The sequence below is a fragment of the Streptococcus taonis genome (genome assembly GCF_029948085.1).
Classification (GTDB): Bacteria; Bacillota; Bacilli; order Lactobacillales; family Streptococcaceae; genus Streptococcus; species Streptococcus taonis.
In genome coordinates this window covers 146,681-158,547 of record NZ_JARZZP010000005.1, presented here as the reverse complement: position 1 = coordinate 158,547, position 11,867 = coordinate 146,681, and the positions used below count along the sequence as shown (strand labels likewise).

Below are 11,867 nucleotides of genomic sequence, written 5' to 3'. Positions count from 1 at the left end.
ATCTAAATCAATCTCAACTGCCAATTGTTCACTCATAAATTTAGCTTGTTGCTCTACCATTTCCTTACGATACTTGTGACTATTAGCCGCTGCTTTGATATGGGTACCATCCACAAATATTTCAGAAGGATCAATTAAGCCAGCATACAAAGCTTGGTTGAGAACTTGGGAAAAAATCTCAGAAATGAGTTCTTTATCTTGAAAACGACGGCTGTAATTCTTGCCATAGGTAGTAAAATGAGGAACCTTATCATCTAAAGTTAGTCCGAGAAACCAACGATAGGCAACGTTTACTTCAATCTCTTTCATGGTTTGGCGCATGGAACGAATGCCATAAAAACATTTGATTAAAGGAATTTTGACTAACATGACGGGATCAAGACTAGGACGACCGTTATTTGGACTATAGGTATCTTCTACCAAGTCATAGATAAAGTCAAAATCAACCTTTGAATCAACTTGTCGAAGAAAGTGATCTTTAGGGACCAATTCGTCTATTGTATAGAAACCATATTGCTTACGATTATAATCAGGTTTTTCTTTGTGAAACATAGGGATTACCTCACAACTCTTCTTACCTCTATTATACGACTTTACACAAAGAAAAGCCCTTAGAAACTTGACTTCCAAGGACTTTGTCTTCAATCTGAGACAGAAAAATCTGTCTTTCATGCAAATCTTTTCATTCATCCTACAAAGTGGTTCTAAATCTACGGAAACAACCAGCAATTGCTACTTATATTTATTTCGCTTCCTCATTACAAAAACTTGAACAGACAAGATGTTTTGAGTTGTTCACCCATCGTATCACCTTTGGGTAAGAGTGTCAAGAAATTTGTTTCATCATTTGAAAACAGACCTTATTCTTTTTGTAACCTTACTGTAATAATTTTTTTCTTGAAAAATGGTAAAATGAAAGAGTACTGTTAAGGAGAGAATCATGCCCGTAAGAAAATATCAATCGTATGAGTTTGAAGAAGAGGAAACTCAAACAACGCTATACCAAGACTATGTTCCAGAAACCACTTCCGTTGCTAGTTTGAAGGAAGTTCTTTTCTTTGTAAACATTGCTTGTTTTTGCGTCTTTTTAGCCTTGTTTAGCTTTATCTTTTTAGCACTCAAGTTTAATACAGTTCTGGCTTTTAGCCTAGCAATTGCCTTGAGTTTAGCGGCATCAAACTTTCAACGTTCAATGATTAAGAAGAAATTATATTAGATTCAAAAGGTCGGGATTTTTGTCCCGACCTATTTTTTCTACGATAGCTAAAGAGCTACGACTAGAAAAGCGATACTTGGTCTACCGCTTTCTAAGTCACAGCCTTTTCTTATTTATTTTTACGCTTGGATGGTGTTTGAATGGCGATTTTTACTTCAAAAATCGTACCATGAGGTTTGTTATCTTTGACACTGATGGTTCCTTTAAGAGCATCGACAATCTGTTTGGATAAAGATAAGCCTAACCCAAAACCACCTTTTTGACGAGTACGAGCCTTGTCTACCCGGTAAAAACGATCAAAGATTTTCTTTTTATCTACTGCAGAAATACCGATTCCATCATCAGCCACTGACAAATAGAGATTACGCTCTGTCGCAGCGATGACAAAATAAATAACTCCTTCTTCTTCAGTATACTTGACAGCATTGTCAAACAAGATAGTCATCAGTTGCTTAAGAAGAAGCTTGTCTGTTATGATGGTCCGATGGATGCGATTTTCAAAATGAAAAACGCGGTTATTTTCAGATGCGATCATCTCATAGTTGGTAAAGGTTGTATTAAAGAAGTCTGGCTGTACTTCTCCTAGTTCAGGATTGATACCATCATCACGACGGGCTAAATTTAGGAGATTGGTTGTTAAAAAGCGCATGTTTCGAACTTCTTCTAAACTAGAAGCAATACTCTCGCTAGATTCCATAATAGTAGCTTCCGGTTTTCGAAAAAGAGTTTCCAAGCGATTTTGAAGAACAGCAAGTGGAGTACGTAGCTCATGACTGGCATTTTCAACAAAACTCTGCTGCTTCTGCATACTTTCAAGCAAGGGTTTGACACTAACGCGAGCAAGATAAAGACTGGCAAGAATGGATATAATCCAGAAGCTGGCCATAACGACTACGATTAATTGCTCATGATTTTGACTGATTTGCTCTATCTGACTGGTATTCATCAAAACCGCTGCATACTTAATATTGGTCGAGACAGAATCGATATTTATTTCTGATAGAATCACTCGGTAAATCTCATCCTGACCGTAACTATTCTGAACATGAAGTTGTCGAATATGATTCAAATCCTTTTGATTAAAAGTAATCTTATCAAGACCTAAAAAGCGGTTGCCAGTCACTAATTGATTCAAATTTGAATCCAACAAAATCACTTCTGTATTGGAACTGACCGTTGGTTTTTTATCCGTTGATGGAGGAACGGATTGACTATTGAGATCTTTGACTTCATCTGTTGCTCGATTGACAGCCAACTGGATGACATCTTGAGGATTGCCACTGAGAGACAGAAGCTTCTCATCCACTGAGGTGTAGAGACTGGAGTGCATAACCTGCAAGATAATCAAAGTCATAGCAGAGAAAATCAGAGTAAATACTCCAAAGTTACGGATAAAGTAGCTAAAATCTTCTGCATACCAATTCTTTTTAAATTTATTAAACATGTTTTAAAATATACCCAACACTACGCAAGGTTTGGAGGTTTTCAGCAAAGACTGAGCCCTTTAATTTCTTACGAACTTTTGACACATAGACTTCTACTACGGAGATGGTTGTGTCACTATCGAATCCCCACAAACGGTCAAAAATCTGGGTTTTGGGTAAGATTACATTTTGATTTTGGAGGAAATAAACCAAGAGTTCAAATTCTTTACCGAGCAGCTCAACAGAGGTATCCTGAACCTTAACTTCATTGGTAGATAGATTGACTGTCAAGTCACCATAGGAAAGGGTGTTTTCATTGAATTTACCAGAACGTTTGAGCAGCGCCTGAATACGCATCTTGAGTTCTTCTAGGTAGAATGGTTTTGTTAGATAATCATCTGCCCCAAGCTCAAATCCATGACCTTTGTCATCGAGACTTTCCTTGGCTGTCATGATCAGAACAGGAGTCGAAATCCCTTTTTCACGTAATTCTTTTAAGACTTGGAAACCATTTTTTTCAGGCAACATCAAATCAAGCAGAATCAAATCATAAACGCCACTTTCAGCCTCATAGAGACCTTCTTCTCCATCAAAAACCTGCATGACATCCGCAAAATCATCCAGAAAGTCAAAGACTGAATTTGAAAGGCCTAGGTCATCTTCCACTAATAGAATCTTGATCATCAAAAATTCCTCCTTATTATACCTATTATAGCAAAAATATCTTAAAAAAAACTCAACTTCCCTTGTTTTTTCAAGAGAAAGTTGAGTTTTTATAGCTTTTATAACCTTTGAATTTTAAGCATTTCCATATTGAGCAACAACTGCTTCAACTGCTGCTTTTTCACGCTTGATCAATTCAACACGTGCTGCGATTTCCTTGATTCCCATACCGATGTTACGGCTAAGGGCAAGGTCAGAAAGTTGTGGCTCAAAGAAGGCCTTGTATTCTGTCAAGCGTTGCTCTGTCTTAAATACATGGGCAGGCAGAATAACAAAGCTATCAAAGCTCATATCTCCACCAAGAGCAGCCTTAATCCAATCCCAGTTTTCACGCGCCCAAGCCCAAACTGGTTCCTGAGTTTCCTTATGACCTAAGAACTGATAATACCATGCAGACAAATCTTGTGGTTTTACCACAAATTTGTCCTTCCAAGAAGCAATCAAGGTTTGGATATTATCCGCATCTGTACTGTAGGCAAGAGCAGCTGCCAATTGGCGTTTAAAGGCAGCATCTGTGGCATGAGTATAAAGATCGAGATAAGTTGCGACCAATTCCTTAGTCTCATGGTGTTTCATTTCATTGATGAGAACTTGGGAACGAATGGCCGCTGGAAGTCCTGAAAGATTATCCTTGTGGGCTTCGAAAATTTGGCTAGCAACTTGACTGGCTTCCTCGTCATTTGAACGAATCATCATAGAAATTGTCAATTGACGAACCAATTCATCTTCATCAGATTCACCCTCTTTAGCTTCAAAGCCAAGACGGTCATAGTTGTAACGAGCCAGTTTAGCAATAAGGGCTTTAAAGGCTTTTTCTGTCTCAGTTCCTTCATCGATAAAGCGATCAAACGCTCCGATAACTTGTGAAACTGCTGAAACAACGAGATAAGATTCTTCTTGTGCTAATTGATCCACTACTGGAAGCAAGTCTGCGTACGAAATGTGCCCTGCTTCAGCAAGTAAACGACGTTCTTGGACGATTTGAAGTTTACTTGTGTTATCAAGTTCTACTAGGTCTGCAAGCACAGCATCAAGTAATTGACCTTGATAGTCAGTAATGTAGTGGGCTGTATTTTCAGTGTTAAGACGAAGGGCTGTCTTGTTTTCAGCAAGAAGTGCTGCATAGCCAGGGATTTCGATACTTTCAGTTTCAAGTGTATCAGGCAAACCTTTCCAGTTGCTATTGAGTGGCACTACCCAAAGTCGGTTCTTATCTTCGTGTTCACCGATGAAGAATTGTTTTTGTGAGATCTTCAAAACATCATTTTCAACTGTAGCAGTCAAAACTGGATAACCAGGTTGCTCCAACCAAGAATCCATGAATGCTGCTACATCACGACCAGATGCTTGTCCGAGAGCATTCCAAAGGTCACGACCAATGGTATTTCCGTATTGGTGTTTTTCAAAGTAAGCATGCAAACCTTTGGCAAAATCAGCATCCCCTAACCAACGACGAAGCATGTGCATGAGGCGACTTCCTTTGGCATAGACGATAGCTCCATCAAAGAGCGTATTGATTTCATCTGGGTGTTTGACTTCAACGTGAACAGATTGAACGCCATCCGTCGCATCGCGTTCAAGAGCAAGAGGTACTCCACCTGTTTGGAAATCTTCAAAGATATTCCAACTTGGCTCGATGGCATCCACACAGACGTATTCCATCATGTTCGCGAAGCTTTCATTGAGCCAGAGGTCATCCCACCACTTCATAGTTACAAGGTTACCAAACCATTGGTGAGCAAGCTCATGGGCAATGACTAAAGCAACTTGTTGACGGCTAGCAAAGGTTGAGTTTTCATCCACAATCAAGTAAACTTCACGATAAGTCACAAGACCCCAGTTTTCCATAGCACCTGCTGAGAAGTCAGGAAGGGCAATGTGGAGAGATTGAGGAATTGGGTACTTGACTCCGTAGTAGTCTTCGTAAAATTCGATAGAACGAACAGCGATGTCTAGTGAGAAATCAAGGTTTGAAAGTGGATGTGCCTTGGTTGAGTAAACACCTACCAAAGTACCATTTTTTGTCTTAGCAGTTACACCTTGTAAATCACCAGCTACGAAGGCTAACAAGTAAGAAGACATACGTGGAGTTGTCTCAAATTTCCAGATGCCAGTTTCTTTGCGGTTTTCAACATTGATTTCCGGCATGTTCGACAAGGCAAGTTCACCTTCTGCTTGGTCAAAACGAAGAGCTAGGTCAAAGGTTGCTTTAGCTTCTGGCTCATCCACACATGGGAAGGCTTCACGGGCAAAGTGGCTTTCAAACTGAGTAGACAAAACTTCTTTCTTGACACCATCAACTGTGTAGTATGATGGATAGATTCCTGTCATGTTGTCTGTGATTTTACCTGAAAAAGCAATAACCAATTCAACTGAACCTGCTTCTACAAGTTCGATATGAAGGGCTTCGTTTTCGTTATCAACTGTAAATGGACGAGCTTGACCTGCTACTTCAACTGAAGCAATTTCCAAGTCTTTTTGGTGAAGGGAAATACGGTCACTTTTAGCTTGACCAGTAATAGTTACTTTTCCTGAAAAAGTCTTGGTCTCACGACTCAAGTCTAAAAATAAATCATAATGTTCAGGAACAAGTTTTTCGATATAATGTTCAACTGCTTGCATCATTTTCTCCTATTCTATATTTCTGAGCAAATGCTCTAGTTCAAACATACCTATTTTATCATATTTTAAGTCAGAAAAAAGCTTTGGACGGTGATTTCCAAAACTTTCTTCTTACTAGTAGTCTACAGAGGGTAGACCTTGCGAAACTCTTCCAAAACAACCTTGCTGTCAGGTGTAAAAGTCAGACCTGCTTCTCCTAACCAGTCTTTGAAAAAGTCTTCATGAACTTGACGCCAGTAGTCTAAGGATTTATCGCCTTCTCCTTCCTTGTAGGCATGGTCGGCTGACACTTGATAGAAAGGCTGAACGGAAACCTTTGTAATTTCAATAATGCAGATAGCTTGATCCTTACTGTCTAAAATAACATCAAAGATCCCTTCTCGGGGAAGGGGTTCGTCCTCTACTGCATAGAGGTCGTAGGCAGAGGCTGTTGCCGTCTTTTCACCTTTAAACACCAAATCAGCTAAAAGGTCTGGTTCCACTCCAAAGGCCCAAGCGTCGATTTCATCTCCGATAGAGGGATTGATTTTCTTGTAGATATTCCACATTTCTTGCGGTGTCATGGGTTGCTCCTTTGTATTTTTTTACTTTCTTCTTTTACACGTTTGAGATGATCTGGATGGTCAATCTCTAAATTAAAAATCTCCGGAATAGAACTGTAGTGGATAATGCACTCAATCCCCATCTGATTCATTTTTTGTATGAAAGAAGCATTCAGATAACCTGCTACAGCGAAATCTATCTTTTTCGTCCTTGCTTTATCCTGCATCTGTCTCAGCATATCTAACATTATTGGACTTTCCATATCGTGCCATTGACTATTTCTCACAGTGGCAAAAACAAAGGAAGTCAAATCATTCATTCCAACTACAATCTTTGAAATACCAGTTTCCAGTATCCTGTCCAAGTCAAAATAAGCTGACGGTAATTCAATCATCGTGCTAACTTTTCCAGTAAAACCATACTGACGTAACACTCTAATAACTTGTTTTAATTGGTCGGCATCATTGACAAAAGGAAAAATAACAGACAAATTGGGATTAGTTTGATAAACTTCTGTAACAACATGTGCCTCAGCCTGAAATTCATCTGGACACGCCAATAAACGCCTAGTCCCTCTGTATCCAAATAATGGGTGGCGTTCGTCAAAATACTCTTTAGTCCCGTCTAGACTATTTGCTTCTGTATTTGTTAACTCTGAAAAGCGATACCAGACTTCTTCATCTGAGTACAAATGGCAAATAGTGTCTAGATAATCTTTTACAAATTGCTGACAACTTGGTAACAGGATGTTTTGATTAAGCTCTCTTAGCAAGTATTCCCCACGAATCAAACCGACGTGGTGCAATAAATGGGGATAAACTTTTTCAATAATTTTTTCTCCACTAAGAGCTAGTTGGTTTTGCATGTCCATTCACCTCGTCTTAATAGATACAATATCAGATATCATTATATGACGCTTTCATCTAGTTCAAAAGCTTCATAAGGTTCAACTAACTCATATCCTAAAAATTCTGCTACTTTTTTGGAAGCCTCGTTATGAGCATCCCAAAGAGGAAATATATCCCTATTTAAACTCTCTAGAATCATTGCAGCACCAAGCTTTTTAGCAAAGCCATTCCCTTGTTCGTTTGGTCTAGTTGCAACTTCCACTTCAACTGCTCCACGGTAAACTAACCCTGAGGAAATCCCAGCAATCAGTTCTTTATTTTTAAGAACCACAAAGCCAAATCCACCTTTTAAAGAAAAATCCTGATAAGACTCAAAATCTCCCTTTAAATCTTGTGACCATTCTTCCTCAAAAAAGCAGTTATAAATATGATTATCAATAGGCACAATATTGTAACCTTCCTCTAAATGACTAACTAGATCATTTAGAAATTCAACTTGAAAATTTGCCTTATCCTTAAAAGAATAGCGAGTAAAAGAAATTAGCTCCACTTTCTGATGCAGAAAATCTTGCCAATTGGTATTTTCTGAAATAATAATCTTATAATCTAAACCATATTGCCTAACAAAATCTTCCCAAAATCTGGAATTCAACTCTCCTGCTAGGTATAGAAAATTCCCAACATCATAAAAGCTTGTTGTCCTATCACTGTTTCGGTAGACAGTTCCGATTTGAGATTTAAGACCATAGAAAACCATATTTTTCTTCCATGTTTTAAATAGTTCCATTATCCCCCTACTTCACCTTCCAATTACTATAGCTTGTCCGTTCTAATTCTGGAAATCCTAATAACTCTGCCTTCACCTTCAATACTAAGGGTGAGGCATTTTCTTGGGTAATTTGCTCAAGAGGAAGCCAAATTGCCTTTGCTGAATCGTTACTTCCATCAAGAACTTCATGAGGAAGGGATTTTTGAGAGCCTTCTAAATCAAGTACTATATCATAAAAGGCCATGATATGATGTACTGCGAAGTCTTGCCCTTCTTCTTGAACCAGCACATCATAAATCCTAGGATTTGAGTAACTGTTAAGTGTATATCCTGTTTCTTCCAGAACTTCTCTCTTGAGGGTTTCTGTCAAACCCTCACCGAGTTCCTGACTACCACCAGGTAAATCAAAACGATGCTGATAAGGCCCTCTCGTTTTCTCAATGCAAAGCAATTTCCCGTCTTGAAGACAGATTCCGTAGACACCAAAGTGATGTTTGATTTCCATTTTCCACTCTTTCTAAAAGTCCAAGATTGCTAGAACACCTTATCCCTTAAAAGGAAAGAGGCTATAGATCTCATGCTCCTTAATATACTTCTTTAGTATCTCTATATTCTCTTCGATTCTTGCTTGGATATCTGTCTCTTCACACGTTGACTCAGCAATAAAGAGGTGAATTTTCAATAAATCTGTCAAGTATAGCAAACGGCGTTCCATTTCCGATTCAGGACTTGAAGCTTGCTCGATTTTTGCAAGCTTTTGCTCCAAGCTATCACCATTCAAAAATCTCTGATGAACTCTCCTTCTTATTTTTTGAGTTGATTCCTCCCCTTGTTCTAACGGAGACAAAAGGAGCTTTTTATAGACGAATACCTGATTTTCTTTTTCTCTTTCCAGATAGGCTAATAAAACCAGAGAACTATCAACAAAAGTCCAAGTGTTATAATTTCCTTCAAATGGGACTTGTATGACACTCTCCAATAATTTCTTAGCAATTTCCTCTTGACCATCCAGATAAAGTAGATAGGCCAGATGATTCAGCGACTCGAGATAGCTAGCTTGGTTTTTTTTATTCTTTTTTAATATTTTATCTAAATAGAGATGTAGTCTGGATGATTTTCCAGTTGTTCAACTACTTCTGGTGGCTTCATTTGAAATCCTTTCTATTCTTTTTTAAAAAATTTAAAGAGATTTTAGTCAACTAATCCAACTCTGCTCGACTGAACAAGTCTTTCATTGCTTCGATATCATCGCAAAATTCTTTAAATTCTAAAGAGAATTTAGCCAAGGCGTCCACCTTGGAAGAATAGGCACAAAACATACTTCCTTCAGGATCAAAGTCGATAGCATCGCTTAATTCAGGCATTTTTTCCTCCAAAAATACCAAAGCTAGCGATTCCCAATCGTAGCCATTTCCTTCGGCTCCTTCGTCTTCTCGAGTATCAAACACTTCCTGTCTGTATTCTCCATCAGGGTAATAAATGAGTGACCCTCGAACATTTTTAGGATCCTCATCATATACAAGCAGGCTAAAAGGGGCAATTTTTTCATTTATGTTTTCGTAATCTATCATTTCTTAACTCCTTATTGTATTTGTTAATTATCAATGAAACTGCATAAATCTAGTATGCTTACTAGCTTTCAAAGTTCATAAAGCTATCGTACTGATTATAATAATTCAAAGTTTCGACCAAGTCTTGGAGACTTGCATCTGTTTTTTCTTCAAGTGCGACTGCAAGAACGTCAATCAACTGCTCTCCATAGTAGACTAGCTGGAGATCTTGCTCCGATGCATCAGCAGGATAGACATCACTGTCTTCCACGACATCCGGATACTCTGATACCCAATAAAGGCTATCCAGTTTCAGTTCTCCTTGCCATAAAGGCAAAAATCATCTGATACCAATTGATCTACGCGCACCTGCTCAATTATCTGCTCTAGTGAAAGTTCTTGGTGTTTTCGCATCCCGTCTCCTTTTTAATCTCACTCTTCAACAAAAGAGTTCAAAAATTCCTCAAAAGAAGCCCATTGACCGTAGATCTCGGCTGTTTCTTCTAGAACATAGAAGTACACCTTGCCATAATCCTCTGCCCTTAGAGAAAGTGCATAGTTGCCAGAACCAGGATCATAGGCGAAATGGAGAAGGTCTGTTGCCTTAAATCCCGCAGGTACCACCTCATCATCAAACCATGTAAGAGACTTCCTCATCTCCTCAAGTGAATTAAAGGAATTGAAAGGAAAGAGGTGATGTTCATCGTGGACACCACTTACTTGGGGCTGACCACCGTTGTGCTTGAGATAAAAATCCAACATAGTTTTTGGCAATTTCTTTCCAAGAATCTCCTCAAATTGTAAAAGGTCTTCTTTTGAAATCGGTGAATCTGCATCTAGCACTCTAAACATGATTTCTCCCTTCAGTTTTCTACAATTCTTCTTCCAATACCTTATCAATAAAGTCATTTACGTTTTTAGCAACTTTTTGCATTTCTAAGGAACCTATAGCTCCCAAGTCATTTTCATAAATGCAATCATCAGAATTTTTCTTGATAAAGTAAGCCAAATCTCCTTCCTGTCCAATCATAAAGTAATCTGGCTCTACTTCCTCAATCTGATAAGTCTCATTACGCTCTTGAAGATCCTCCTTAGCATACAAACAGATGCCTGAATCTCCAATTTCATAGGGGTCAATATCTTCCCACTCCATTAAAAACTGATAGTAGAGATTGGGCAAGACAAATCCAAACTCATCTCTTTTCATAGCTTACCTCCACATATTCACTGAATATCAACTATATTACTTCAAAGACCAACCACCATCAATAGTGAGAATTTGCCCTTGCATGGCAGATGCATTTCCACTTGCTAAGAAAAGGCTAATCTCTGCTACTTCTTCTGGTTCTATCCAGCGTTTGATGGGTGTTTCACTAGCTACCCAGTCCGCCAAACCACCTGGTTCAAAGTCAGCTGCCGTCATACCCGTCTTAACTGCACCTGGTGCGATTCCAAAGACCTGGATACCTTCTTCTGCATAGTCCAGAGCTAATTGCTTGGTAAATCCAGCCAAGGCGTGTTTAGAAGAGGTATAGGCGTGCCCACCTCCGCCTGCCAGACTTGAGGCAATGGAGCACATATTGATGATGATTCCTCTCTTGCTTTCCAACATTTGAGTCAGATAATAGCGGGCCAACTCTACTGGAGTTACGTAATTGATTTCAAAAATCTCTTGGATTTCTTGGGCAGATTGTTCTAGTAAGGGCTTGTAGTCATCCAATACACCTGCCGTATTACATAAAATATCCACCTGAGTGCACCAGTCAAAAATAGGTTCTAAATCCAGTGTTAAATCACGTTGTAGAAAGTGAAAGTCACCTTGTAAGGCAGGCTTTTCACCCTGATCCACACCAAAAACCTGATAACCATTCTCTAAAAAGAATCGAGCTTGAGTCAGACCAATCCCTGAACTAACGCCCGTAACTAAGACACGTTTAGTCATGGACTTCCACCCAATCCGTCGCTAGGACATCACATGGTGTCGGACTCCACATAGAAAAACCTTCTCCTTCACCAGATACATTGATGAGGAAATAGGGTGTCACTTCAAGGGCGACCCCATTTTGTTCGATGGTATCAAAAAGCTGGACATAGTTTTCATCCCCACCCCAGCCAGTACGTACATATTTTTTCTTAGCCTTTAGTCCAGGCAAAATTTCTTCGAATGTCATG

The 11,867-nt window shown here is 39.0% G+C and carries 14 protein-coding genes and 2 pseudogenes; 1 reads left to right on the top strand and 15 read right to left on the bottom strand.

Annotation, left to right across the window (positions count from 1 at the left end):
- Positions 1-552 (bottom strand): transposase (locus QEZ38_RS04130; RefSeq protein ID WP_281335119.1); only part of this gene is annotated, 552 nt, incomplete at its 3' end.
- A 388-nt stretch (positions 553-940) separates the two neighbouring features.
- On the opposite strand from QEZ38_RS04130, the gene QEZ38_RS04125 reads away from it, so the two are divergent.
- On the top strand, positions 941-1,216 hold the full coding sequence (locus QEZ38_RS04125; protein WP_001145235.1) for a DUF3270 family protein: 276 nt from the start codon (positions 941-943) through the stop codon (positions 1,214-1,216).
- Positions 1,217-1,325: 109 nt separating this feature from the next.
- Here QEZ38_RS04125 and QEZ38_RS04120 read toward each other — a convergent pair whose 3' ends face one another.
- The 14 genes and pseudogenes from QEZ38_RS04120 to QEZ38_RS04055 all read right to left on the bottom strand — a co-directional run bounded on the left by QEZ38_RS04120 (position 1,326) and on the right by QEZ38_RS04055 (position 11,866).
- A complete protein-coding gene (locus QEZ38_RS04120) occupies positions 1,326-2,660 on the bottom strand; it encodes a sensor histidine kinase (RefSeq protein WP_281335118.1) in 1,335 nt (444 codons plus the stop codon).
- Positions 2,653-3,324, bottom strand: a complete 672-nt coding sequence (locus tag QEZ38_RS04115) for a response regulator transcription factor (RefSeq protein WP_281335117.1) — start codon at positions 3,322-3,324, stop codon at positions 2,653-2,655. The genes QEZ38_RS04120 and QEZ38_RS04115 overlap by 8 nt, the downstream gene beginning before the upstream one ends.
- A 114-nt stretch (positions 3,325-3,438) precedes the next feature.
- Positions 3,439-5,985 (bottom strand): M1 family metallopeptidase, encoded by a 2,547-nt coding sequence (locus tag QEZ38_RS04110; RefSeq protein ID WP_281335121.1) that lies wholly within the window; start codon positions 5,983-5,985, stop codon positions 3,439-3,441.
- A gap of 122 nt (positions 5,986-6,107) precedes the next feature.
- The gene (locus QEZ38_RS04105) at positions 6,108-6,548 is read right to left on the bottom strand and encodes an ASCH domain-containing protein (RefSeq protein ID WP_281335116.1); all 441 of its coding nucleotides are present in this window, start codon (positions 6,546-6,548) and stop codon (positions 6,108-6,110) included.
- Positions 6,545-7,393: a putative PEP-binding protein gene (locus QEZ38_RS04100; protein WP_281335115.1), complete on the bottom strand. Its 849-nt coding sequence runs from the start codon at positions 7,391-7,393 to the stop codon at positions 6,545-6,547. Before QEZ38_RS04100 ends, QEZ38_RS04105 begins: the two co-directional genes overlap by 4 nt.
- A 41-nt stretch (positions 7,394-7,434) precedes the next feature.
- A complete protein-coding gene (locus QEZ38_RS04095; protein WP_281335114.1) occupies positions 7,435-8,163 on the bottom strand; it encodes a GNAT family N-acetyltransferase in 729 nt (242 codons plus the stop codon).
- A gap of 7 nt (positions 8,164-8,170) precedes the next feature.
- Complete coding sequence (locus tag QEZ38_RS04090) at positions 8,171-8,650, bottom strand: NUDIX hydrolase (RefSeq protein WP_248035490.1); 480 nt, start codon at positions 8,648-8,650, stop codon at positions 8,171-8,173.
- Positions 8,651-8,689: 39 nt separating this feature from the next.
- Positions 8,690-9,294, bottom strand: a pseudogene (locus QEZ38_RS04085) (DUF6707 family protein).
- Between the two features lie 50 nt (positions 9,295-9,344).
- The gene (locus QEZ38_RS04080) at positions 9,345-9,716 is read right to left on the bottom strand and encodes an Imm51 family immunity protein (protein ID WP_281335112.1); all 372 of its coding nucleotides are present in this window, start codon (positions 9,714-9,716) and stop codon (positions 9,345-9,347) included.
- A gap of 61 nt (positions 9,717-9,777) precedes the next feature.
- Positions 9,778-10,109, bottom strand: a pseudogene (locus QEZ38_RS04075) (DUF7716 domain-containing protein).
- A gap of 18 nt (positions 10,110-10,127) precedes the next feature.
- The gene (locus QEZ38_RS04070; protein ID WP_281335111.1) at positions 10,128-10,547 is read right to left on the bottom strand and encodes an SMI1/KNR4 family protein; all 420 of its coding nucleotides are present in this window, start codon (positions 10,545-10,547) and stop codon (positions 10,128-10,130) included.
- 19 nt (positions 10,548-10,566) lie between these two features.
- Positions 10,567-10,902, bottom strand: coding sequence for a hypothetical protein (locus tag QEZ38_RS04065; protein WP_281335110.1), 336 nt, complete (start codon positions 10,900-10,902; stop codon positions 10,567-10,569).
- Positions 10,903-10,938: 36 nt separating this feature from the next.
- Complete coding sequence (locus QEZ38_RS04060) at positions 10,939-11,637, bottom strand: 3-oxoacyl-ACP reductase (protein ID WP_281335109.1); 699 nt, start codon at positions 11,635-11,637, stop codon at positions 10,939-10,941.
- The gene (locus QEZ38_RS04055; RefSeq protein WP_281335108.1) at positions 11,630-11,866 is read right to left on the bottom strand and encodes a DUF2829 domain-containing protein; all 237 of its coding nucleotides are present in this window, start codon (positions 11,864-11,866) and stop codon (positions 11,630-11,632) included. Before QEZ38_RS04055 ends, QEZ38_RS04060 begins: the two co-directional genes overlap by 8 nt.
- Position 11,867 lies beyond the last annotated feature (1 nt).

What these genes read in the sequence shown, in the direction of transcription:
- QEZ38_RS04095 (WP_281335114.1), bottom strand. Translation starts at nt 8,163, where the DNA reads ATGGAACTATTTAAAACATGGAAGAAAAATATGGTTTTCTATGGTCTT.
- QEZ38_RS04090 (WP_248035490.1), bottom strand. Translation starts at nt 8,650, where the DNA reads ATGGAAATCAAACATCACTTTGGTGTCTACGGAATCTGTCTTCAAGAC.
- QEZ38_RS04070 (WP_281335111.1), bottom strand. Translation starts at nt 10,547, where the DNA reads ATGTTTAGAGTGCTAGATGCAGATTCACCGATTTCAAAAGAAGACCTT.
- QEZ38_RS04125 (WP_001145235.1), top strand. Translation starts at nt 941, where the DNA reads ATGCCCGTAAGAAAATATCAATCGTATGAGTTTGAAGAAGAGGAAACT.
- QEZ38_RS04120 (WP_281335118.1), bottom strand. Translation starts at nt 2,660, where the DNA reads ATGTTTAATAAATTTAAAAAGAATTGGTATGCAGAAGATTTTAGCTAC.
- QEZ38_RS04105 (WP_281335116.1), bottom strand. Translation starts at nt 6,548, where the DNA reads ATGACACCGCAAGAAATGTGGAATATCTACAAGAAAATCAATCCCTCT.
- QEZ38_RS04065 (WP_281335110.1), bottom strand. Translation starts at nt 10,902, where the DNA reads ATGAAAAGAGATGAGTTTGGATTTGTCTTGCCCAATCTCTACTATCAG.
- QEZ38_RS04060 (WP_281335109.1), bottom strand. Translation starts at nt 11,637, where the DNA reads ATGACTAAACGTGTCTTAGTTACGGGCGTTAGTTCAGGGATTGGTCTG.
- QEZ38_RS04115 (WP_281335117.1), bottom strand. Translation starts at nt 3,324, where the DNA reads ATGATCAAGATTCTATTAGTGGAAGATGACCTAGGCCTTTCAAATTCA.
- QEZ38_RS04100 (WP_281335115.1), bottom strand. Translation starts at nt 7,393, where the DNA reads ATGCAAAACCAACTAGCTCTTAGTGGAGAAAAAATTATTGAAAAAGTT.
- QEZ38_RS04110 (WP_281335121.1), bottom strand. Translation starts at nt 5,985, where the DNA reads ATGCAAGCAGTTGAACATTATATCGAAAAACTTGTTCCTGAACATTAT.
- QEZ38_RS04080 (WP_281335112.1), bottom strand. Translation starts at nt 9,716, where the DNA reads ATGATAGATTACGAAAACATAAATGAAAAAATTGCCCCTTTTAGCCTG.
- QEZ38_RS04055 (WP_281335108.1), bottom strand. Translation starts at nt 11,866, where the DNA reads ATGACATTCGAAGAAATTTTGCCTGGACTAAAGGCTAAGAAAAAATAT.